Source organism: Salinimicrobium sp. TH3 (genome assembly GCF_026676115.1).
Taxonomy (GTDB): domain Bacteria; phylum Bacteroidota; class Bacteroidia; order Flavobacteriales; family Flavobacteriaceae; genus Salinimicrobium.
Window position 1 is genome coordinate 1 of record NZ_JAPONB010000015.1, and the last position, 22,093, is coordinate 22,093.

Consider the following 22,093-nt stretch of genomic DNA (forward strand, 5'->3'; position numbering starts at 1 on the left):
TCTCTTTATTCACCGGGAAATATTTATCCGCAAAGAAACTTATTTTTCACTTTAGACCCAACTTTTGAGATTGATCCGCATTGCTTTAGGTCCACCCCTTCAGGATCACCGACCGCAGGGAGGTAATCCTGAAGGTAGAAGTGGGAATTCAAAAATACGAGGCAACCTTAGAATTTTTTTCCGTAGCCAAACCGGCTTTATTTCGATATGCCATTCTTTTCCTCGTAAACCTTTTTATCTGTTAGATCGAGGATCATAGGGGTAATACTTGTTCTGCCTTGCTTTACCGCCCACCGGTCTGTTCCATCTTCTACATCTTCAATAGGGAAAACAGTGAACCAGTAGTGTTCGCGGCCCATGGGGTCTTCCTGCTGAATTACTTTACCATCATAGTGCCGTACAGACTGGCAGGTCCAGGTTATTTCTCCACTGGGATTTCTCGGGAAATTGATATTGAGAAGTTCCATGCTCGATTCGTGCATTACTTCTTTTAAAGAATCTACAACGAATGGTTCCAGAGCATTAAAATCGGGCTCATTCTGGCCGACTGAAACGCTAAGGGCAATTCCCCGTATTCCAAAAAGTACAGCCTGTCTTGCAGCCGAGAGGGTTCCTGAATGCCAGGCTGAATTTCCAAGGTTGGATCCAATATTAATTCCTGAAAGCACTATGTCAATATCATCAAATAAATGGGCGCCAAGGGCTACACAATCGGCAGGTGTGCCGCTTACTCTGAATGCTTCTATTCCTTCAAAATGAATAGGCGATTTTTTATAAGTGATGGGTTTAGCCGAAGTGATGGCCTGTCCCATGGAAGACTGTTCCACATCTGGTGCCATTACAATCACTTCCCCATATTTTGAGGCGCATTTTGCGAGGCAGGAAAGTCCGGGACTATATATTCCGTCGTCGTTGGTTACAAGAATTTTCATGTCAAAAGTTTTGTTTCAGGTTATAAGTTTAAAATACAAAACTTTGAGATAAGATAAAATGCTACAATTATAAGTCTGTGTTAAGGAGTTCGTTAAACTACCTTCTGCATATTATATTTGAAGAAACCACTATTATGAAACAAGCTGTTCTCATTCATAATCCTACAGCAGGATCTGGTGAACATTCCAAAGAGAGGCTGGTCAAAAAGATTGAGACGGCCGGTTATGAGGTTGAGTATTTTTCCACAGATATTCCGGGTTGGGAACGGTTCATCCAGTATAAAGCGGAAGTCATTTTTCTTGCCGGAGGTGATGGTACCGTACAAAAGCTTGCTGCAGAATTGCTCAAAGCAGGAGATCCTGTGCAGAAGGTTCCTGTTCAAATATTGCCTATGGGAACGGCAAATAATATTGCCTCTACTCTTGGGTTAAATACTTCCGTAGAAAAACTTGTTAAGCTTCAGAAGTGGGAAAGTTTTGATGCGGGAGAGGTGGAATGGACAGGGGATTCTAATTTTTTTATTGAAGGTATTGGCTTCGGAATTTTTCCCAGATTGGTGAAGGTCATGAAAGAAAGGAAAAAGGAGGAAGGTGAACCGGAAGGTCCAGAAGTAGAACTTAAACAGTCCTTGCAGCAATTGCTTCAAATTGTAAGGAACTACGAAGCTTGTGAAGCAATAATTATTACTGATGGAGAAGAAATTACCGGGAAATTTCTTCTTATAGAATTAATGAACATCAGGTTCATTGGACCTAATTTCGATCTTGCACCCACTTCCAGAATCAATGATGGAAAACTTGAATTGGTGGCGATTCCTGAAGAAGCCCGGGAAAACCTGGAGAACTATATTCAGGACCTGTTGAACGATAATAGAAAAGCTTCACTGGAAGATTTCACCTTGTTAAGGAAGATAAGTATGGGGCGCTTAAAATGGTTTGGAGGGGATATGCATATTGATGATGAGAGAATTGAAAATTACCAGGGGGAAGAAGTCAAATTTAAGATCAATGAGGCCGCGTTCAATTTTAGGGTTAGAAGTTGATTTGGGGAATTTCCCCCATTTTTTACCAGATTAACTTTCTTGTTTATAACGAGTTACTTTTTTGATGACATTTGTTAATTCAAAACAATTCTCATTATGAAAAGAACTAATTCAAATCAATCTTACATCCGGCTTTTGATGGGAATAGCCGGTTGGTTCCTGCCGGGGCTTTTAGCGTTATTGTCTTTATTTCTTCTCGGCTGCCAGAACAAGAATTACGCAAAGGTTCCTGAAGAACCCGCGATTGTTGAAGTTACCCCAGAGCAAAAGATCGAAAGAGGAAAATATCTGGTCACGACGATTGGATGTGCAGACTGCCATTCTCCGAAACAACCTGGAGCTCGTGGTCCTGAAGAATTAAAAGGATTGGAATTATCCGGATTTCAGCAGGGGCAGGAGCTTCCTGCAGTTGATATGGCCAGTCTTCCACCGGGCTTCATGGTCTTTAATGGAGACCTCACGGCAGGTATAGGGCCATGGGGAACTTCCTTTGCAGCAAACATAACTTCAGATGAAACAGGGATAGGCAACTGGACAGAAGAACAGTTCAAAACGGCAATGCGCAAGGGAAAATTCAAAGGACTTGAAAATGGAAGAGATCTTTTGCCTCCTATGCCGTGGTTCAACTTCGCTCATCTCACCGATGAAGATCTCGAGGCAATGTTTGCTTATCTAAAGAGTACCAGGCCGGTGGAGAATGTGGTTCCGGCACCAATACCACCAGCCCCTACAGTAGCCATGAAATAAGAGTTGTAAAAATGTCATTTTTGGAAGGTATAAAAAAGGCCCTGCAATTTGCAGGGCCCCAACCGTTTCCGGCCAACCTAAACTTAAACAAAAATCAAAAGGACCTATTTCCAGTATTGCGGTTTGGTATCTTCGGTAAGCTGGTTCCAGTAGCCCGGTGTTACCTTATGACCATCAAAGGTTTTTAGTTTTCTTTCATATACAGCAACTACAGGATTAAAAGTAATATCTGTGACTCCTACCGTAAATAATTGTGGATCTTCGGGAGTTTTCCTCTTTTCTTCCTCTACCAGCACCTCAAATCCGTTGTGCTCGAGAAGTCGGGTGAGAAACTCCTTGCGGTCTTCATCAATTTTCTTCTCAATGAAGCTTACTCTTGTTTCTCCAATGCTTCCGAAGCTATGTTTGCCATCTAATGCCATAAGTTTTTAATTTAAACCTGCACTTAATTGATATATGTAGTCGTACAACGGACTGTATAAGCCAAGAACCACAATTCCGATAACGGTGATCAAAAGCCCCAGTTTCATGTACAATTTATTCTCAAAAAATGGAATTGGAGCTTCCCCTTTTCGAACAAACATTGCTCTTATCACCAACAAGTAATAGTATAGCGAAATGGTCACGTTCACCACAGCCAGAAAGACCAGCAGGTAATAACCTTCGCTGGCTGCTGCCGTAAAGAGGAAGAACTTTCCGAAGAAACCTGCCACCGGCGGAATTCCCGCTAAAGAGAAAAGGGCCAGCATCATCACCAGGCTTAGCTTTGGATTCGTACGGTACAAACCTTCGTAATCTTTCATGTTCTCTTTTCCGGTTTGCGTGGAAATAGCCTGCACCACTCCAAAAGCTGCCAAATTCGAGAAGATGTATATTGTAACAAAATAGACCACTGTAGCTGTTCCTAACTGGCTACCGGTCATAAGACCCAGCAAAATAAAACCTGCCTGGGCAATAGAGGAGTAGGCGAGGAAACGCTTCATATTCTCTTGGCGTAAGGCAAAGATGTTCCCAATAAACATTGTGGCCACTGCCAGCACATAAAGCATAGGCTCCCAAATGTGCATCAAAGGTTTGAGTACAGTGAATAACAGGATCATAAGAATAAATGCAGCAGCACCTTTTGAAATTACCGAAAGGTAAGAGGCAATGCCGATTGGAGCTCCCTCATAAACATCGGCAGTCCAAAAATGGAAAGGCACGAGGGAAATCTTAAACGCCAGTCCGGCAAAGAACAATAAAAACCCGAGAAGTGTAAGATTTTCTGCAGTCAGGGTGATTAATATATCCTCAAAATAGATAGAACCATTTGTAGCATAAAGCATGGTGATCCCAAACAGCGAAACGCCTGAAGCCAAAGCTGCCGAAAGTATGAACTTAATTCCCGCCTCGCCCGATTCTCTTTTGATGATCTCGAAAGCAGCAAGTGCAGCGACCGGAAGGGTGGAAAGTTCCATTCCTATAAAGAACATAAGAAAATCTCCGGCAGAGATCATAAAATACATTCCCAGAAGGGAGGCGAACAACAGGATGAAAAATTCTGTGCCCCTTTCCTGGCTTAGCATATTCTTTTCCAGCCATTCCGCCGACTGAAGTAAAAGGGTGAAAACGCCAATATTTAAAATGCCTTTGAAAAAGTGGATCATGTCATTACTCCTGAACATTCCTCCAAACAGAAAACTTTCCGCTAGCGGCAGGAAACCTACAGCAGTGTGAATTCCGAAGAAAAGCAAAGCCAGGTGGAGAATACTACTCTTTTTATGATCGGGGATGGCGATCTCGGCAATGATAAGCAGCAGGATAATCGCCAGTAGGGAGATCTCGTGCCGCATTAGTAAAAAACTACTCAGTTCCATTTTCTATTCTTTTAATTTATAGCACTCCCTGAATAAAAGGCTGAAGGCTTTCCATGATCAGGTTACTTATCCACAAAGGAGCGATTCCAATTCCTACAATGGGGATCAACAATAGCATAATTCCGGTTTTCTCATACCAGGTGGTTCTTTCCAGATTGTTATAAGCTTCATTCTTCACCGGTCCCATGAGCATTATTCCTACCACCCGCAGTACATATACCGCAGTTACGACTATTGCTGAAATAGAGACAATGGTGGCTACCCTGTAGAACATGCTGTCCTGCTGAAATGCACCCATAAAGATGTTCATCTCAGCGACGAATCCGCTGAAGCCGGGTAGACCCAGTAAAGCCATTCCCGCAATTACATATACCACCGAAATAAAAGGAATCACCTTTAGCAGACCACCAAGTTTTGTGATATCCCGGGTGTGGGTTCTGCCGTAGATCATCCCGATCAAAGCAAAGAAAAGAGCCGTCATGAATCCGTGAGACAGGGATTGTAAAATGGCACCATTCCATGCTGTTTTGTTTAGCATGAGCAGCGCAAAGGTCACCATCCCAAGGTGGCTGACAGATGCATAGGCGTTAATATATTTTAGATCGGTTTGACGCAGGGCAGCAAAGGCCCCATAGATCACTCCGGTAGCCGAAAGTATGATAAAGAACCAGCTCCACTCTAATGCTCCGGCAGGAAGCAGGAACATAGCTACTCTGAAAATTCCGTAGCCTCCAAGCTTCATTAAAACTCCGGCGTGTAGCATGGAAACTGCAGTAGGCGCAGAAGCATGTCCGTCAGGTGACCAAGTATGGAATGGAAATAAGGCTCCTAAAATGGCAAATCCTATGAAGGTTAATGGGAAGAACAGCTTCTGGGCTTCAAAAGGAATATTCACCTTGGCGATCTCGAGGATATTGAAAGTTAGCGCTCCTCCATCGGCATTTGAGTTGAAGTAGATGCCCAGAATTCCCACCATCAAAACTGCGGAAGCTCCCATTAACATCAGGGTGAGCTTCATGGCCGAATACTCTTTGTTTCCGGAACCCCAAATCCCGATAAGCAGGTACATTGGGATCACGGCGATTTCATAGAAAACGAACATGGTAAAGAGATCTATGGAAATAAAGAACCCGTAGACTCCGGTAGCCAGCACGATAAGGGAAATAAAGAACTCCTTTGGCAACTCTTCCATCTTCCAGGAGATGAAGACACCGGCGAGAACAATGATGGAAGTAAGCAGGATCAATGAAACCGAGATCCCGTCCACTCCAATATTATAATGGATGTTGAATTGTTCGAACCACACAAGGTCGCGGGTGAAGAGCATAACCACGTCATTGACTGCCCTTTCCCTGAAGTAGGCGAACAAAAGATTTATTGCCATTCCCAGCTGGACTAAACCGCCAATCATGGAAATGATCCTTGCCTGTTTAAGATCTTTCGTAAACACCAGCGCCAGGATCACCAGTACCGGAACAACGATAAATAGAGTTAGAATATCCATAGCACCTTAATTGTTAAATATATAAATGAAGACCAGGATGAGTACCACCAGGCCTCCCATGAAACCAAAGGCATAATCCTGAACTTTTCCCGATTGCAAGCCTTTTATTTTCCGGGAAATCACAACCGTTTGGTTACCTATACCCTCCATGGTGCCGTCAATGATTTTTTTGTCAAACTTCGCAATCGGCGCCGCGACATTTTTGAAGAAAATATTTCTGGCTACAAAGAGGTAGATTTCATCAAAATAGAATTTATGGGAGGTCCATTTGTATAGAGATCCAAATGCCGTTGCAAATCGGAAAGCCAGGTCGTTCTCTTTTTTGTAAAAGATCCAGGCAAGGAAGATTCCTAATGCTCCCACCGCCACAGCTATTGCTGCAAGGGGTAAATTTAAATGGGCTTCAAAACCCACTTTATCTGCGGTCACCAGTTCACTGAAGGGAACAAAACCTGCTGTTAATGTCAGCACTGCCAGCACGATAAGAGGAATGGTCATGGAAGCGGGAGATTCGTGCGGAGTATGTTTATACTGTTTGTCCTTGCTCCAGAAGATTCCGAAGTAAAGCCTGAACATGTAAAATGCAGTCAATCCTGCCACAAATACACCCACTCCATAAATGAACTGGCTGTTGCTGTAAGCGGCAACAAGGATCTCATCCTTACTCCAGAACCCGGCCAGCGGCGGCACACCGGCAATTGCCAGAGCTGCGATTAGGAAGGTGATGTTGGTAACTGGCATGTATTTTCTAAGTCCGCCCATATCCTGTAGCAAATTACTGTGTACCGCGTGGATCACAGATCCTGCTCCCAGGAATAATAAGGCTTTGAACATCGCGTGAGTGAAGAGGTGGAACATGGAAGCCATATAACCCACACCCTCGTGTCCATCGAATCCTGAAACTCCCAGGGCCATCATCATATAACCTAATTGGGACATGGTTGAGAAGGCGAGTACTCTTTTAATATCGGTTTGAGTAATGGCAATAATAGCTGCAAATAATGCTGAAAATGCTCCGACGTAGGTAACGATCTGTAGCGCAAAACCATCTTCAACCATATAGAACATGGGGAAGAGACGGGCAACGAGATAAACACCGGCTACAACCATGGTTGCGGCGTGAATTAAAGCCGAGACAGGGGTAGGTCCTTCCATCGCATCCGGCAACCAGATATGTAGCGGGAACATAGCCGATTTCCCCGCACCTCCCATAAAAATGAGGATGAGGGCCCAGGTGATCACCGAAAGACCCATAAACGAAGAGGAGGCCCAGGTAAGGATCGCCGGTCCCTGTGGATCATTCAATAATTGAAAATCAAATGTATTGGTATAGAAGCCGATGATAAAGATCCCGATCAAAAATCCGAAGTCGGCAAAACGGGTAACTATAAAGGCTTTTTTGGCAGCTGCAATTGCCGAAGTCTTTGTGTAGTAGTAGCCTATGAGCAGGAAGGAAGAAACCCCCACCAGCTCCCAGAAAATGTAGATCTGAAAGAGATTTGTGGCAAGGACTAATCCATACATTGAAAAAGTGAATAAAGACAAGTAGGCGAAGAAACGGGTATATCCTTCGTCACCTTTCATGTAACCTCTACTGTAGATGTGCACCATCAGGGAGACGGTGGAGACAACGATAAGCATCATTACCGAAATAGGATCCACAAGTACTCCCATATCTATATGCAGCGTATCTGTAAAATTGATCCAAACCGTTTTTTCAATAAAGGTTTGGAAGACGCCATTCACTTTTCCTGCAACAAAGAAGTACTGCCATGCAGTGTAGTAGGAGAGGAAGGTTGAAATGGCAAGTCCCGCAACACCTATAACGCCCGATGCTGCCGGTTTGATCTTATGGCTGAAGATCCCAAGGACCAGGAAGACAGCCAGGGGAATCGCAGGAATTAAAAGAAGGTTGATAAGGTTCATTTCTTTTACGGATTAATGCTTCATGGTTTCAGTTTCGCTAACTTCTACAGAGCCTGTTCGCCTGTAAATGTTGATAATGATCGCCACCGCCAGGGCAGTTTCGGCTGCAGCTACGGCTATGATGAAGATCGAATACACCATTCCCTGCAGGAGCTCGGGATAGAGGTATTTATTGATCACCACAAAATTTATGACCGAAGAATTCAGAATGAGTTCCACCGAGATGAGGATGGAGATGAGGTTCTTTCGGGTAATAAAACCGTACACTCCTATAAAGAACAGGATAGAAGTGAGGGTGAGGATTTCGTTTATGCTTACGCCCGGGATCATAGATTTTATATTTATCGGCAACTGCCGGATGTTTTCAAATTCAGGTTCAAAAATGTCTTTTTAGACACCTATTTCTTCTTCAGGAACTTTTTTTTCCTTGATTTCTTTAGAGATGTTTTGAAGAATCTTTTCAGGATCCACTTTTTCCAGGGGTGGCTGCTTGATCTGTTTTCCGCCTTTGGCGATCACTATTGCTCCTATCATTGCTGAAAGCAGCAGTACACTAATAACTTCAAACGGAAGAATAAATCCTTGTTTTTCGAAGCTGAGAAGCGCTCTGCCGATTTCAGCAGTCGTGGTAGTGGTAGTCACTCCTGCTGCTTCAAAAGGATGAGCATAGATCGTGGCCAGGAAAACACTTAAACCCAGCAGGCAAAGCAAGGACGAGATCGCCCGGCGTGATTTTTTTGCCACCTCCAGTTCCATTTCAATATGATGAATAAGGAGTACTGAAAAGATAATAAGTACTACGACACCTCCCGCGTAAACAGTTAGCTGAATGGCAGCCAGGAAGTTGTAATCCATTTGGAAATATAAACCGGCAGCCCCTATAAGTACAAAAAGGAGATACACTACCGACCGAAGCATCTTTCGGCTACTCACCGCGGCAACGGCCGAAGCCACCATTATTATTGCAAGGATGTAAAAAATTACTTTTTCCATGGCTTATTCTTCTACACCGGCTCTAACCTTTGAACCGGGTTTATTTAATATTCTCGTAAGCTGAGTCCTGTCATAAACAGAGTTCTCAAAGTTTTGCGCCCACTTTATGGCATCAGAAGGACAGGCATCTACACAAAGTCCGCATTGAGTGCACATTCCAAAGTGGTAAATATGTTTATCTATAGCTTTTTTCTTTTTCCCGGTCTCCGGATCAATAACGCGGTCCCAAATGATCTCTATACTTCCGTTAGGGCAGGCCAGTTCACATTTCTGACAACCGGTACAGCTGTGTTCGTTGTTCTCATCATGTGGCATGACCACTTCCCCGCGAAAACGTTCAAACATCTTCAGCGTATCGCGGTTGTCGGGGTATTGTTGCGTAATTGCACCTTTTCGGGCATTCAGGAAATATTTTCCGGTGACCCTCATTCCTGTGAGAAGAGTTCTAATCCCGTGATATATGTTTGAGAAATAACCCATAGCAATTAGATTTGAATGGTAAGGTTAAGCCATACTATTACGGCCATTAGCACCAGGTTCACCAGGTTGATGGGGAGCAGATATTTCCACTCAAGGGTTAACAACTGATCAACTCTTAACCTCGGAAATGTCCAGCGAAACCACATCATTAAGAACACCAGCACAAACGTTTTTGCAAGGAACCAGAAGAGACCCATCCATGGGAGGGATTCGGTTATCCCGAAAGGAGATAACCAGCCTCCGAAAAAGATTGTGGTGGCGATGGCGGCAATGATGAACATATTGATAAATTCTGCCAGGAAGAAGTAAGCGAACTTCATCCCGGAATACTCGGTGTGATACCCTGCCCCAAGTTCAGATTCGGCTTCAACCATATCGAATGGGGCACGGTTAGTTTCGGCTGTACCTGCGATCATATAGATCATAAAGGCAATGATGGCAGGAATATGTCCCTGGACGATCAACCAGCCGCTTTTTTGGACCTCGATGATCTCAGAAAGCTGCAGGCTACCGGTTAGGATCACCATGGTAAGCAGGGAAAGCCCAACAGAAAGTTCATAACTCACGGTTTGTACTCCGCTGCGCATAGCGCCAATCAAAGCAAATTTGTTGTTGCTGCTCCAGCCTCCCAAAAGGATACCAATCACGCCAATAGAGGAAATGGCGATTAAAAAGAAGATTCCGATGTTGATGTCAAAAGCCTGGAGATCTTTGGTGAATGGAAAAACAGCCAGAGCCATTAGGGAGGTGACGATAACGAAGTAAGGCGCGAGGTTATAGAGGAATTTATCGGCTTTTACAGTTCCGGTAAGTTCCTTAGAGACCAGTTTTAAAGCATCGGCAATAGTCTGGAATAAACCCAGGTAACCAACCCGGTTCGGACCGATTCGAAGCTGAAACCATGCAGCTACCTTTCTTTCGAGCAATACAAGGAATAACCCCAGCACTGCGAAGACAGTGAGATAGATCAGTGCGATCATAGCCATGTTCAACACCTCTGTACTTATTAACCAATTAATTATGTTAGAAATGCTGTTCATTTTTTTCAGGTTAACGATCAATATCAGGTACAACAATATCTATAGTGGCCATGGTGGCGACCAGGTCTCCAATCTTCCCGCCCACTGCAATATGGTTGAGGAGGGAAAGGTTGGATAGTCCGGGAGAGCGGAATTTCACCCGGTACGGATTCTTTGTTCCGGCACTTATAATATAAACCCCGAATTCCCCTCTGGCGGTCTCGACTTTTTGATAGAAATCTCCTTTTGGCAATTTTATCACCGCATTGGTTGCAACCTTGAAATCGCCTTCGGGTATGTTGTCAATTAATTGTTCAATAATGGCCAGGGATTCCCACATCTCGGCGATCCTCACCTTATATCTTGCAAAAGAATCCCCTGTGGTATCAAGAGCTTCAGTAAATGTTATTTTATCAAGAGCGCTGTAGGGATGATATTTTCTTACGTCGCAGGAATAGCCCGATGCTCTTGCTACAGGGCCTGAGGCACCAAAATTGATTGCATCTTCTTTAGATAGAATACCTACTCCTTTTGTCCTTTTTTGAAAGATAATGTTGCCGGTGAGGAGCCGGTCGTATTCAGGAAGTTTGGACCTGAAATGAGGTATAAATTCCTTGACCCTTTTTACAAAATTGGGATGTATGTCCTGCATTAGTCCTCCGGGAACGTTGTAGTTCATAGTTAAACGGGCACCACAGGTCTCCTCAAAAATATCATTGATCATTTCGCGGTCTCTAAAACCGTAGAAGTAGGTAGTGAGAGCACCAACGTCCATACCCATAACTCCCCACCACAAGGTGTGTGAAGCAATGCGGGTTAGCTCTCCCAGGATGGTGCGAATGACCTTTACCCTTTCAGGAACTTCGAGTTCCAAGGCGTTTTCAACACAAAGACAAACTGCTTCATTGTTTATATGAGAAGACAGGTAATCAAGTCGGTCTGTAAGATGTACGATCTGCTGGTAGCTGTTGTTCTCGCACATTTTCTCAATTGAGCGGTGGATGTAGCCGAGATCGGGCTCCACTTTTTTAATGATCTCCCCGTCAATGGTGAGCAGCAGTCGCAATACTCCGTGGGTCGCAGGGTGCTGCGGCCCCATGTTGATGAAATATTCTTCGGACTTGAAGTTCGATTTTGATGTCGTGGGTTCTTTTATAGCTGTTTCCATAATTCCTATTTTACAACCATGTTCAGTTCATCCACATAATCCTTTCGCAGTGGGTAACCTTCCCAGTCTTCAGTGAGAAACAGCCTTTTCAAATTGGGATGTTTGCTGAATTTTATTCCGAAGAAATCGAAGACCTCCCGCTCGTGATAATTGGCAGTGGCCCAAATATCCTGTACACTGCCTAAAACAGGATTTTCCCGATCCTCTGTCTGTACTTTTACTACCAGCATGTGCCTGTGAACTGTGGACTCAAGGTGGTATACCACTCCTAATTCTTTACCGTAATCCACCCCGGTGAGACAAAAGAGGTAATCAAAATGGGTTTCAGGGTTGTTTTTTAGCAGTTGCATGAGTTCGTGCAGCTGTTCCGGCTGTGTGCTGAGGTTCAGGAACTGGCTACCTTCTTCAGAGAATTGGGGCTGAGGAAATTCGGGATCTGGGAACCAGCTTAAAATGGTTTTTTGTAGTACGTCGTTGGTCATGGCCATTACTATTTAATTTCCTTCATCAAAACCGTCGATGGGATTCGGTTTTTCCTGTCTTTTTTCCTTCAGAATCTTTTGCTGCAGCATGATCATTCCGTCGAGTAAAGCTTCGGGTCTTGGAGGACATCCGGGAACATAAACATCCACCGGGATCACGTGATCTGCTCCCTTTACGACCGAATAAGAGTTGTAAAAGAAAGGACCTCCGCTAATGGCGCAGGCACCCATGGCAATTACATATTTTGGCTCGGCCATCTGGTCATACAAACGCCGTAGTACCGGAGCCATTTTTGTGGTGATAGTTCCCGCGATAATAATAAGGTCGGCTTGCCTGGGGGACGGGCGTGCAACTTCAAAACCAAAGCGGGAGTAATCATGGCGGGCAGCGCCTGTTTGCATCATTTCTATGGCACAACAACTGGTACCGAAATACAGCGACCATAAGGAATTGGCCCGGCCCCAGTTAATAACCTTATCAAGAGAGGTGACCAGGATATTTCCGCCGTTTCCTGCAGGAATTACGTCTCCGGGAAAATCTGCCGGAATTTCGCCTTTTTGGGCAGCCTGTTCTTTATTGTTTACTATTCCCATTTTAATGCTCCTTTTTTCCATGCATATGCTAATCCCAATCCCAGGATGAAGAGGAAGATGAGGATCTCTACAAGTGCTATACTTCCCATTTCTCCGAAAACTACCGCCCATGGCACCAAAAAGGCAACTTCCACGTCAAAAATCAGAAAGAGAATGGCAAAGAGGTAGTAGCCTACTTTAAACTGAACCCAGGTGGGTCCTATAGTGGTCATTCCACTTTCATAGGGTTCTCTCTTGGCAGGGTTGTCAGATTTTGGAGAAATGAGGTTGGAGAGAAAGTTAGCGCCGGCGACCAATACGATCCCCGCGATAAGAAAAACGATGATTGCTTCTGAACCCATTATGATACAGGTTTATTTGTTAATAAAATTAACGTTTCAGTTGCAGGTAAGAACTGATGAAGATCAGTTCTACGCTACTTTACTTCATAAGTTTCTCCCGAAAAGAACAGGTCATCTGTCTGTTTAAATTTTGACTTTGACTTTATCTGCGCTGTGAGCGCATCTTCTCTCTCTTCAAGGGTAACATCGTCATAACTTCTAATAATTCCGGTTACTAAAGGATATTCCAATCTCACCAGCATTTGGTGCATGGTAGGATCTTTTTCTTTGGCGTCGTGAACCAGGATGTCTTCTTCAGTTACTCCATTTTCACCTATTGTCACTACCTCCAGCTTCAGCTTATTTAGCATCAACCCTTTGTTGCGCTCTTTTCCGAAGATCATTGGCTTTCCGTGCTCCACGAACAACTGCTTATCTTCTCTTACTGACTTGTCTGTGTACTTTACGTAACACCCGTCATTGAAGATCACGCAGTTTTGAAGAACTTCTACAAGAGAGGTGCCTTTGAACTTTTCAGCCTCAATAAAGATATCAGTCATTTCTTTTGGGGCATTTCCCCCAATCCGGGCAAAGAACCTTGCCTGTGCACCTATGGCCAGTTCTCCCGGCGAGAATGGTGGCTGAGTGTTTCCAAAAGGAGAAGATTTGGTTTTTTGACCTACCAGCGAGGTAGGGGAGAATTGTCCTTTTGTAAGTCCGTAGATCTCGTTGTTGAACAGGATAATGTTGAGATTGATGTTCCTTCGGAGTACATGGATAAAGTGATTTCCACCTATTGCCATGCTGTCACCATCGCCGGTGATCACCCATACGCTGAGGTTTGGATTCGCTAATTTCACTCCCGATGCAATTGCCGGAGCCCTTCCGTGAATTCCATGCATTCCATAGGTTCCCATATAATAAGGGAAGCGGGAAGAGCAGCCAATTCCGGAGATGAATACCACATCCTCCTTTTTGACACCCATTTCGGGCAGGGCTTTTTGAACAGACCTCAGAATAACATAGTCGTCACAGCCGGGACACCATCTTACCTCCTGGTCATTTGCAAAATCCTTATACGTGTACTTATTTGCAGTTACTGTTTCCATGTTATTCTACAATTTGTTTGAATTTCTCTAAAAGCTCATTATTGGCAAATGGAAGTCCCTGGACCTTATTGTGTTGAAGGAATTCCCTGCTGAAGTTCATCCTGAGAATGTTGGCGAATTGACCATTGTTCAATTCACACACCACTATTTTTTTGAACTTTTTAAACACCTCTTCGGTGTTTCGCGGAAGCGGATTGATATAGTTAAAATGAGCGAATCCAATATTTCTGGAACCTGCGTCATAAAGTTGTTTGGCAGCAGTGTGAAGAGAACCATATGTACCACCCCATCCCACTATAAGCAGATCACCTTCTGAAGCAAATTCGGGAATGAGATCAGGAATGAAACTCTGTACCCTTTTCACTTTTTCGGCCCTTACCTGCGTCATTACTTCATGGTTTTCGGGCACGTGGGAAACGTTTCCGGTCTTTTGGTCTTTTTCAAGGCCTCCCACGCGATGTTCAAATCCGGGGGTGCCGGGAACAGCCCAATCTCTTGCAAGGGTTATTTCGTCCCTGTTGTACGGATGCCAGTTTTCTTTTACCTCTGTAACTTTTCTGGTTTTGATCTCGGGCAGATCTTCTACTTTTCTAATCCTCCATGGAGCTGAACCGTTAGCGATATAACCGTCTGTCAATAGTACTACCGGAGTCATATGCTCCAGGGCCAGTTTGGCTGCCTGATATGCGTAGGTAAAACAGTTCGCCGGAGTACTTGCTGCGATCACGATCACAGGGCTTTCCCCGTTACGACCGTACATCGCCTGTAGCAGGTCAGATTGTTCGGTTTTAGTCGGTAAACCTGTTGATGGTCCTCCACGCTGCACGTTTACTACAACCAGCGGTAACTCGATCATCATCGCAAGTCCTAATGCTTCTCCTTTAAGTGCAAGCCCCGGCCCTGAAGTAGTTGTAATGGCAAGGTCCCCCGCAAAAGAAGCTCCGATCGCAGAGGTGATTCCTGCTATTTCATCTTCTGCCTGGAAAGCCTTCACTCCAAAATGCTTGTGTTTTACGAGTTCATGCAGGATATCTGTCGCCGGAGTAATAGGATAGGAACCTAAAAATAGTTCCAATCCGGATTTTTCAGCTGCGGCCAGGAATCCCCATGCTGTGGCTGTATTTCCCATAATGATCCTGTATGTGCCACTCTGCATCTTTGCAGGAGATACACTATAGGAGTTAGGGATTAGCTCGATAGTTTCAGCATAGAAATAACCGGCATTAAGAACTTTAGTATTTGCCTCAATAAGATGAGGTTTTGTTTTAAACTTCTTGTTGAAGAATTCTATAGTATGTTCAGGAGAACGGCTGTAAAGCCAGTAAACCATTCCGAGAGCAAACATATTTTTGCTGCGGGTGATCATCTTTTGATCAAGACCTTCAATGTTTTTTAACGCTTCTTTGGTCAAAGAAGACATTGGCACCTGGATCACCCTGTAATTGGAGAGACTTCCGTCTTCCAGAGGATTAGTGGCGTATTGCGCCTTCTCCAGGTTCTTTTTTGTAAAGGAATCTGCATCTACAATAATCGTCTGCCCCGGTTTTACCGCATAAAGGTTTGTCTTAAGGCCTGCAGGGTTCATCGCTACCAGCAGGTCTACATTGTCACCCGGTGTGCTGATCTCCACACTACCAATGTGGACCTGGAATCCTGAAACCCCATAGAGACTACCCTGAGGAGCCCGTATTTCAGAAGGGTAATTAGGGAAAGTTGCCACGTCATTGCCAAACATGGCCGAGGTATCAGAAAATTGAGTTCCCGTGAGCTGCATTCCGTCACCGGAATCTCCCACAAAGCGGATCACTACGGCCTCCAGAGCTTCAGCTTCGGATCTGGGTTTTTCTGCTGCTATCATACATTTTAGTTTAGAGACCTTCCGGATAGACCAAAAGGTGCAGATGTTGTTTCAAATGTATTTTTATTCGGCAGCAGGAAATATGATGCAGGTCATATTGTTTTTAAAATGAGCTTATTAAGAATAATTCTTAGTTAAATAAAATATGACGACCGTCATGTTTGAGCAGGTAAAGCCACAATACTTTTATTGGGAAAATCAAGTAATAATTTAAAATCTTTAGTTATGGCTCTTTTTATAACAGACGAATGTATCAACTGCGACGCATGTATTTCGGAATGTCCGAATAATGCTATTTACGAACCAGATCAGGAATGGTCATTGGCAGATGAAACTGCACTGGAAGGAATTGTAACCACTCCCCGTGGTGAAGAAATGGATGCAAATGAACAACAGGAAGCATTATCTGATGAATTCTACTTTATTGTAGCCGATAAATGTACCGAGTGTAAAGGCTTCCATGATAATCCGCAGTGTGTTTCTGTGTGTCCGGTAGACTGTATTCACCCAAGGGAAGACATGGAAGAGAGTGAAGAGCAATTGTTAGAGAAAAAAGTGTGGCTTCATGGAGCTTAATAAGTGAACCAACAACCGGAAATATCATGGTGAAAAACTTTCCAAAGCTCATTTGTGATGCCAACGAAGCTGTGGCCCGTGTAGCACATAAAACGAATGAAGTATGTGCCATTTATCCTATCACCCCGGCTTCTCCTATGGGAGAGCATGTGGATGTGTATAGTTCAAAAGGCAAAAAGAACATTTGGAATAATGTTCCAAAGATCGTAGAAATGCAGAGTGAAGGTGGCGCTGCGGGTGCTGTTCATGGCTCACTTCAAGCCGGAGCGCTTACTACAACGTTTACGGCCTCGCAGGGATTACTTTTAATGATCCCGAACATGTATAAGATAGCAGGGGAATTGCTGCCCAATGTGATACATGTCGCTGCGCGTACAATTGCAACTCATGCACTTTCAATTTTCGGTGATCATTCAGATGTTATGGCAGCCCGGCAAACGGGCTTTTCTATGCTCTTTGGTGGCTCGGTACAGGAAGCTCAGGATTTTGCTCTTATTTCACAAGTAGCTACTTTAAGATCAAGAGTTCCTTTTCTGAATATTTTTGACGGTTTTAGAACCTCTCATGAAATCTCTAAAATCGACGGAATTCCGGATGAGATCATTAAGGCAATGATGCCCGAGGATAAGATCATGGAGCACAAAAAGCGCTCTCTTGATCCCGATAGCCCCGTAATTCGTGGAACTTCCCAGAATCCCGACGTATTCTTCCAGGCACGCGAAGCGGCTAATCTTTATTATCAACGTGTACCGGAGATCGTGCAGGAGATCATGGACGAGTTCTATATGCATACGGGTCGCAGGTATAACCTTTTTGATTATGAAGGACATCCCGAAGCCGAACGTGTGGTGGTGATCATGGGCTCGGGAGAAGGTGCCGTAAGAGAAACTGTAGATACCCTGCTGAATTCAGATGAAAAAGTTGGGGTCTTGATCGTACGACTCTACAGACCCTTCTCTATCAAGGATTTTATTGCCAAGGTGCCAAAAACTGTAAAAAAGATCGCTGTTCTTGACAGGACTAAAGAACCCGGAAGTACCGGAGATCCTCTTTACCTGGATGTAGTAGCAGCTTTTGCTGAAACCGGAGGCAATATTCCGAAAGTAGTTGGCGGTCGCTATGGATTGTCTTCCAAGGAATTTAATCCTGCCATGGTAAAAGGTATTTTTGATGAGCTGCAAAAACCTCAGCCAAAGAACCATTTTACTATTGGAATCAATGATGACGTCTCCTTTAGCAGCTTACTTTACAACCCCGTCTTCAAGACTAAAAAGTCCACATTTAACTGTATGTTCTACGGTTTGGGATCTGACGGTACAGTGGGTGCGAATAAAAACTCCATTAAGATCATTGGGGAGACCACAGATAATTATGTGCAGGGATATTTTGTTTACGACTCCAAAAAAGCGGGATCACAAACAGTTTCCCACCTGCGATTTGGTCCGCAGCCTATTTTCTCCAGTTACCTTATTAACACTGCTGATTTTATAGCCTGTCACCAGTTCAATTTCGTTGAAAAGTATGACCTGCTGAAAAAGATAAAAAAAGGAGGAACTTTTCTTCTGAATTCCCCTTTCTCCAACGAAGAGGTTTGGGATATGCTTCCCAAGAAAATGCAGGAGGATATTGTAGAGAAGGAACTGAAATTTTATGTGGTAGATGCTACAAAAGTGGCTTTTGAAGCCAAACTAGGAAAACGCACCAACACTGTACTGCAAACCTGTTTCTTTGCGATATCGGGAGTTCTTCCTGAAGACGAAGCTATTCAGAAGATCAAGGATGCGATTGTAAAATCCTACTCTCATAAAGGAGAAAAGATCGTACAGATGAACTTCAATGCAGTGGATAAGTCCCTGGAGTTCCTGCAAAAAGTAGAATATCCTAAGTTGGTTACCAGCAATAAACATCTTAAGCCAATGATGACCGGCGAAGCCGATCCTTTTGTGAAGGATGTGCTCGGTAAGATTCTGGCAGGCCAGGGAGACGAACTTCCTGTGAGTGCGTTCCCAATTGACGGTACTTTTCCTACAGGTACTACTCAGTACGAAAAACGAGGAATTGCCGATTTCGTACCGGTATGGGATGGCGCCGATCTTTGTACCCAGTGTAACAAATGTGTGGCTATTTGTCCTCATGCTGCCATCAGGGCCAAAGTAGTTCCTACCGAAGATCTTGCTGGTGCTCCTGCAAGCCTCACTGCAGTTCCGGCTAAGGGGAGACCTTTCTCCGGAACGGATTCCTACATTCTCCAGGTATCCCCTGAAGATTGTACGGGCTGTGATCTTTGTGTGGCGGTTTGTCCTGCAGAGAGTAAGGAAGTGGAGAATTTCAAGGCCATCAATATGCGTAGCAAACTGGATGTTGCCGAAGCAGAGAACAAAAACTGGGATTATTTTACCGGCCTTCCTTACTACGATCGTACCGAACTGCAGATCACTAACGTAAAAGGATCTCAGTTCCTTGAGCCGTTGTTCGAATTTTCGGGCGCCTGTTCGGGATGTGGTGAAACACCTTATATCAAGATGTTGACCCAGCTTTATGGCGACAGCATCATGATCGCAAATGCAACGGGCTGTTCCTCTATCTACGGCGGAAATCTTCCTACCACGCCATATAAAAAGAACAATTTCGGAAGAGGTCCGGCATGGGCTAACTCCCTTTTCGAAGACAACGCTGAATTCGGACTGGGAATGCGACTTGCCCTTACCAAGAAGCAGGAGATCGCCGTGGATCTATTGAAGGAGCTTGAGCCGGTGATAGGTTCCGAGCTGGTTAACGCAATCCTGGATAATCCGGAAACAAATGAGGTTCAGAAGAAGCAGAAACATGCCGACATTGCTGAATTGAAGAATATCCTGTCTACTGTAGGTTCACCTGAAGCTCTTAAGCTAAATCAGTTAACGGAATACCTGCGGAAAAAGGCAGTATGGATCCTGGGCGGAGACGGCTGGGCTTACGATATAGGGTACGGAGGTGTGGACCACGTGCTGGCCTCGGGAGAAGATATCAATATCCTCGTTATGGATACAGAAGTCTATTCAAATACCGGCGGACAGATGTCTAAAGCCACCCCTCTGGGAGCGAGTGCCAAGTTTGCAGTTTCAGGTAAAAAGACATCTAAGAAGAGTCTGGCGCTACAGGCCGTGTCTTACCAGAACGTTTATGTAGCACAGGTAGCTATTGGAGCCAAGGACATGCAAACCCTCAAGGCATTCGAGGAGGCTACTGCTTACCCCGGTCCTTCGATCATCATTGCCTACTCACATTGCGGGGAGCACGGCTATGATCTTAAGCATGGGCCGCGGCAGCAGGAAAAAGCTGTGGAGACCGGTTACTGGCCACTTTTCAGGTTTGATCCAGCAAAAGATAAGGGCAAGCGCTTTAAACTTGACTCTAAGCCTCCGCAGGCACCTCTAAAAGACTTCATGTACAACGAAACCCGTTTTACCAGGGTCGCCAAGGAAAATGCTGAAATTGGGGCTGCCTTGTTAAAGCAGGCACAGGAAGAAGTGGATTCCAAATGGGAAAGGCTGGAGCTGTATCGTGATATGTAAATCTTTAAAAATGGCTTTTTCGGCAGGTGTTTTTTCTGCCGAAAAAGCCTCAATTAAAACTAAATAGAACTAGTATGGAAAGCAAAGCACCGGCTCTCTTTGATGAAGCTGTTAAGAAGCTTCGGGAAGCCAATGAAGAACTTTGCAAGCCCGAGGAGGATGTTGTATCCTACCTGGTTTGCAAGAACTCCCAGTACGCCATCGAAAATTTTATGATAGGGTATCTGCTGACTAATAACCTTGAACTTTCGGGGAATGAAAATATTAACACGTTGTATAAAAAATGTGTCGCAATAGATGAAAAGTTCCGGGAAATCGACCTAAGGGATTTTTCCTGCAAAGGGTATAGACCCGATACCCGTTCTTGCAGTGATACTGCAAAAGTGAGCAAGTGTTTTGAGATTGCCGATAAAATGGACACTTTTCTGCGGCGGGAGAAGGTGCTTCAGTAAAAGGTTGAAAATTGATTCAAAAATTTGAACCCTGTCCATACGGCAGGGTTTTTCATTCTTTCTTTTTATTTCACCTGTCCTAATCGAAAGTCAATTGGGAGAAATGTGCTTACTATTTTAACAAGTATGAGAGAAATCATATTTTTTTATTCATGGAATAGGTTTTTTTGTTCCCGAAAACTTTTTTAAATGAAAACAATTTACCTTCTCTTCGTTCTTCTTTTTTCTTCAACCTCATTTGCTCAAACCTTTGAAGCCGATCTTCAGGTGCGGCCCAGGTTTGAATTCAGGAATGGTTATAAAACACTTTTACCGGAAAATGCAGATCCTGCTTCTCAAACTTCTCAACGTACCCGTCTTATCCTTGGTTACGGGGATGAATCCCTAAAAGTGAAATTCTCTGGTCAAAGTATTAGTGTTTGGGGAGATTCTCCTACCATGCGATTGGAAGATAACAATGCCTTTTCCCTTTTTGAGGCTTATGGGCAGTATCAAACCAGTCCAAACTTTCTGTTCCGCGTGGGGAGACAGGTACTTTCTTACGACAACCAGAGAATCCTTGGTGAAGTAAATTGGGCTCAGCAGGGGCAAAGTCATGATGCGGCTCTTATATCCTGGAAGCCTGCTGCAAACCACCGGCTCGATGTGGCTGCGGCATATAACGCCGAAGCGGAGACTTTAATTGAGGCACCATACCTTGTAAATTCCTATCAAAATCTGCAAATGGCCTGGTACCACATGGATGTCAATAATGTTGGATTTAGTTTCCTTTTGATGAATACAGGATATGAATTTGATACTGTATCACAAGAAAGGGAAGTTGATTATATCCAAACCTTTGGTGCTTTTCACAACTTTGTTTCCGGCGATTTCTCCGGAAATGTGGGAGCTTACGGGCAGGCCGGTAGCCGAAATAACCGGGATGTTTCTGCCTGGTACACTGGTTTAAATCTTAACTACAAGCTTTCTTTAGCATGGAAAGCAGGATTGGGAGCCGAATATTTTTCGGGGACAGATATGGATGATACTTCGGGAGAGATTAAATCCTTCACTCCACTTTTTGGAACAAATCACGGTTTTAACGGGCATATGGATTATTTCTATGTGGGCAACCACCAGAACTCTGTTGGACTCTTAGATATCTATGGTAAATTCTCTTATACCACCTCAAAATTTGATTTTTCTATAATGCCTCATGTGTTCTCATCTTCCGCCAATATTGTTGATGCGGCCGGAAATGAACAGGACAATTACCTGGGAACAGAAATAGACCTGGCAGCCGGTTACAAATTCCGGAAGGATCTTCAGGTCAATTTTGGCTATTCGCAGATGTTCGGAAGTGAATCCCTTGAGATCCTGAAAGGAGGATATAAAGACGCAACTCAAAACTGGGCCTGGGTGATGCTTAGCTTTAGCCCTAAGTTGTTTAGCTATACCAAACCTGAGGTCACTGCACTCTAATACGGGCACTAGAAGTTAC

21 protein-coding genes are annotated in these 22,093 nt (G+C 44.2%); 6 read left to right on the forward strand and 15 right to left on the reverse strand.

The window, feature by feature from the left end:
* Nucleotides 1-197: 197 nt before the first annotated feature.
* A complete protein-coding gene (gene surE, locus OU683_RS16230; RefSeq protein WP_268140221.1) occupies nucleotides 198-932 on the reverse strand; it encodes a 5'/3'-nucleotidase SurE in 735 nt (244 codons plus the stop codon).
* A 134-nt stretch (nucleotides 933-1,066) separates the two neighbouring features.
* Here surE and OU683_RS16235 point away from each other — a divergent pair, with 134 nt between their 5' ends.
* Both OU683_RS16235 and OU683_RS16240 read left to right on the forward strand, forming a co-directional pair.
* Nucleotides 1,067-1,975: a diacylglycerol/lipid kinase family protein gene (locus OU683_RS16235; RefSeq protein ID WP_268140224.1), complete on the forward strand. Its 909-nt coding sequence runs from the start codon at nucleotides 1,067-1,069 to the stop codon at nucleotides 1,973-1,975.
* Nucleotides 1,976-2,071: 96 nt separating this feature from the next.
* Nucleotides 2,072-2,722 (forward strand): c-type cytochrome, encoded by a 651-nt coding sequence (locus OU683_RS16240; protein WP_268140226.1) that lies wholly within the window; start codon nucleotides 2,072-2,074, stop codon nucleotides 2,720-2,722.
* Between the two features lie 104 nt (nucleotides 2,723-2,826).
* On the opposite strand, the gene OU683_RS16245 is transcribed toward OU683_RS16240, so the two are convergent.
* From OU683_RS16245 to OU683_RS16310, 14 genes are all read right to left on the reverse strand, one after another.
* Nucleotides 2,827-3,144, reverse strand: a complete 318-nt coding sequence (locus OU683_RS16245; protein WP_268140229.1) for a hypothetical protein — start codon at nucleotides 3,142-3,144, stop codon at nucleotides 2,827-2,829.
* Between the two features lie 6 nt (nucleotides 3,145-3,150).
* On the reverse strand, nucleotides 3,151-4,578 hold the full coding sequence (locus OU683_RS16250) for an NADH-quinone oxidoreductase subunit N (protein WP_268140231.1): 1,428 nt from the start codon (nucleotides 4,576-4,578) through the stop codon (nucleotides 3,151-3,153).
* 16 nt (nucleotides 4,579-4,594) lie between these two features.
* Entirely contained in the window at nucleotides 4,595-6,082 is a 1,488-nt protein-coding gene (locus tag OU683_RS16255) for a complex I subunit 4 family protein (RefSeq protein ID WP_268140234.1), read from the reverse strand.
* Between the two features lie 6 nt (nucleotides 6,083-6,088).
* Nucleotides 6,089-8,008 (reverse strand): NADH-quinone oxidoreductase subunit L, encoded by a 1,920-nt coding sequence (gene nuoL, locus OU683_RS16260; protein WP_268140236.1) that lies wholly within the window; start codon nucleotides 8,006-8,008, stop codon nucleotides 6,089-6,091.
* Nucleotides 8,009-8,020: 12 nt separating this feature from the next.
* Nucleotides 8,021-8,359, reverse strand: coding sequence for an NADH-quinone oxidoreductase subunit NuoK (gene nuoK / locus OU683_RS16265; RefSeq protein ID WP_228916745.1), 339 nt, complete (start codon nucleotides 8,357-8,359; stop codon nucleotides 8,021-8,023).
* A gap of 39 nt (nucleotides 8,360-8,398) precedes the next feature.
* Nucleotides 8,399-9,001 (reverse strand): NADH-quinone oxidoreductase subunit J family protein, encoded by a 603-nt coding sequence (locus tag OU683_RS16270; RefSeq protein WP_268140240.1) that lies wholly within the window; start codon nucleotides 8,999-9,001, stop codon nucleotides 8,399-8,401.
* A gap of 3 nt (nucleotides 9,002-9,004) precedes the next feature.
* Nucleotides 9,005-9,481, reverse strand: coding sequence for a 4Fe-4S binding protein (locus OU683_RS16275; protein WP_268140242.1), 477 nt, complete (start codon nucleotides 9,479-9,481; stop codon nucleotides 9,005-9,007).
* Nucleotides 9,482-9,486: 5 nt separating this feature from the next.
* A complete protein-coding gene (nuoH, locus tag OU683_RS16280) occupies nucleotides 9,487-10,521 on the reverse strand; it encodes an NADH-quinone oxidoreductase subunit NuoH (protein WP_268140244.1) in 1,035 nt (344 codons plus the stop codon).
* A 10-nt stretch (nucleotides 10,522-10,531) separates the two neighbouring features.
* Nucleotides 10,532-11,668 carry an NADH-quinone oxidoreductase subunit D gene (locus OU683_RS16285; RefSeq protein WP_268140247.1) on the reverse strand — a complete coding sequence of 379 codons (1,137 nt, stop codon included), beginning with the start codon at nucleotides 11,666-11,668 and terminating at the stop codon, nucleotides 10,532-10,534.
* Nucleotides 11,669-11,673: 5 nt separating this feature from the next.
* On the reverse strand, nucleotides 11,674-12,150 hold the full coding sequence (locus tag OU683_RS16290; RefSeq protein ID WP_268140249.1) for an NADH-quinone oxidoreductase subunit C: 477 nt from the start codon (nucleotides 12,148-12,150) through the stop codon (nucleotides 11,674-11,676).
* A 12-nt stretch (nucleotides 12,151-12,162) separates the two neighbouring features.
* Nucleotides 12,163-12,744, reverse strand: coding sequence for an NADH-quinone oxidoreductase subunit B (locus OU683_RS16295; RefSeq protein WP_268140251.1), 582 nt, complete (start codon nucleotides 12,742-12,744; stop codon nucleotides 12,163-12,165).
* Nucleotides 12,735-13,085, reverse strand: a complete 351-nt coding sequence (locus tag OU683_RS16300; RefSeq protein ID WP_228916730.1) for an NADH-quinone oxidoreductase subunit A — start codon at nucleotides 13,083-13,085, stop codon at nucleotides 12,735-12,737. Before OU683_RS16300 ends, OU683_RS16295 begins: the two co-directional genes overlap by 10 nt.
* Before the next feature lie 74 nt (nucleotides 13,086-13,159).
* Nucleotides 13,160-14,173 (reverse strand): 2-oxoacid:ferredoxin oxidoreductase subunit beta, encoded by a 1,014-nt coding sequence (locus OU683_RS16305; protein WP_268140254.1) that lies wholly within the window; start codon nucleotides 14,171-14,173, stop codon nucleotides 13,160-13,162.
* Between the two features lies 1 nt (nucleotide 14,174).
* A complete protein-coding gene (locus OU683_RS16310; RefSeq protein ID WP_268140256.1) occupies nucleotides 14,175-16,031 on the reverse strand; it encodes a 2-oxoacid:acceptor oxidoreductase subunit alpha in 1,857 nt (618 codons plus the stop codon).
* Between the two features lie 225 nt (nucleotides 16,032-16,256).
* Here OU683_RS16310 and OU683_RS16315 point away from each other — a divergent pair, with 225 nt between their 5' ends.
* The 4 genes from OU683_RS16315 to OU683_RS16330 all read left to right on the forward strand — a co-directional run bounded on the left by OU683_RS16315 (nucleotide 16,257) and on the right by OU683_RS16330 (nucleotide 22,074).
* A complete protein-coding gene (locus OU683_RS16315; protein ID WP_228916724.1) occupies nucleotides 16,257-16,607 on the forward strand; it encodes a 4Fe-4S binding protein in 351 nt (116 codons plus the stop codon).
* A gap of 26 nt (nucleotides 16,608-16,633) precedes the next feature.
* Nucleotides 16,634-20,161 (forward strand): pyruvate:ferredoxin (flavodoxin) oxidoreductase, encoded by a 3,528-nt coding sequence (gene nifJ / locus OU683_RS16320; RefSeq protein ID WP_268140261.1) that lies wholly within the window; start codon nucleotides 16,634-16,636, stop codon nucleotides 20,159-20,161.
* A 74-nt stretch (nucleotides 20,162-20,235) separates the two neighbouring features.
* On the forward strand, nucleotides 20,236-20,613 hold the full coding sequence (locus OU683_RS16325) for a hypothetical protein (RefSeq protein WP_268140264.1): 378 nt from the start codon (nucleotides 20,236-20,238) through the stop codon (nucleotides 20,611-20,613).
* 189 nt (nucleotides 20,614-20,802) lie between these two features.
* Nucleotides 20,803-22,074, forward strand: coding sequence for an alginate export family protein (locus OU683_RS16330; protein WP_268140266.1), 1,272 nt, complete (start codon nucleotides 20,803-20,805; stop codon nucleotides 22,072-22,074).
* The last annotated feature ends 19 nt before the right edge of the window (nucleotides 22,075-22,093 follow it).

Coding starts and splice junctions, on each gene's coding strand:
- OU683_RS16315 (WP_228916724.1), top strand. CDS start 16,257: ATGGCTCTTTTTATAACAGACGAATGTATCAACTGCGACGCATGTATT.
- OU683_RS16295 (WP_268140251.1), bottom strand. CDS start 12,744: ATGGGAATAGTAAACAATAAAGAACAGGCTGCCCAAAAAGGCGAAATT.
- OU683_RS16290 (WP_268140249.1), bottom strand. CDS start 12,150: ATGACCAACGACGTACTACAAAAAACCATTTTAAGCTGGTTCCCAGAT.
- OU683_RS16285 (WP_268140247.1), bottom strand. CDS start 11,668: ATGGAAACAGCTATAAAAGAACCCACGACATCAAAATCGAACTTCAAG.
- nuoL (WP_268140236.1), bottom strand. CDS start 8,008: ATGAACCTTATCAACCTTCTTTTAATTCCTGCGATTCCCCTGGCTGTC.
- OU683_RS16330 (WP_268140266.1), top strand. CDS start 20,803: ATGAAAACAATTTACCTTCTCTTCGTTCTTCTTTTTTCTTCAACCTCA.
- OU683_RS16270 (WP_268140240.1), bottom strand. CDS start 9,001: ATGGAAAAAGTAATTTTTTACATCCTTGCAATAATAATGGTGGCTTCG.
- nuoH (WP_268140244.1), bottom strand. CDS start 10,521: ATGAACAGCATTTCTAACATAATTAATTGGTTAATAAGTACAGAGGTG.
- OU683_RS16245 (WP_268140229.1), bottom strand. CDS start 3,144: ATGGCATTAGATGGCAAACATAGCTTCGGAAGCATTGGAGAAACAAGA.
- OU683_RS16275 (WP_268140242.1), bottom strand. CDS start 9,481: ATGGGTTATTTCTCAAACATATATCACGGGATTAGAACTCTTCTCACA.
- OU683_RS16325 (WP_268140264.1), top strand. CDS start 20,236: ATGGAAAGCAAAGCACCGGCTCTCTTTGATGAAGCTGTTAAGAAGCTT.
- OU683_RS16305 (WP_268140254.1), bottom strand. CDS start 14,173: ATGGAAACAGTAACTGCAAATAAGTACACGTATAAGGATTTTGCAAAT.
- OU683_RS16300 (WP_228916730.1), bottom strand. CDS start 13,085: ATGGGTTCAGAAGCAATCATCGTTTTTCTTATCGCGGGGATCGTATTG.
- OU683_RS16310 (WP_268140256.1), bottom strand. CDS start 16,031: ATGATAGCAGCAGAAAAACCCAGATCCGAAGCTGAAGCTCTGGAGGCC.
- OU683_RS16255 (WP_268140234.1), bottom strand. CDS start 6,082: ATGGATATTCTAACTCTATTTATCGTTGTTCCGGTACTGGTGATCCTG.
- surE (WP_268140221.1), bottom strand. CDS start 932: ATGAAAATTCTTGTAACCAACGACGACGGAATATATAGTCCCGGACTT.
- OU683_RS16235 (WP_268140224.1), top strand. CDS start 1,067: ATGAAACAAGCTGTTCTCATTCATAATCCTACAGCAGGATCTGGTGAA.
- nifJ (WP_268140261.1), top strand. CDS start 16,634: ATGGTGAAAAACTTTCCAAAGCTCATTTGTGATGCCAACGAAGCTGTG.
- OU683_RS16240 (WP_268140226.1), top strand. CDS start 2,072: ATGAAAAGAACTAATTCAAATCAATCTTACATCCGGCTTTTGATGGGA.
- OU683_RS16250 (WP_268140231.1), bottom strand. CDS start 4,578: ATGGAACTGAGTAGTTTTTTACTAATGCGGCACGAGATCTCCCTACTG.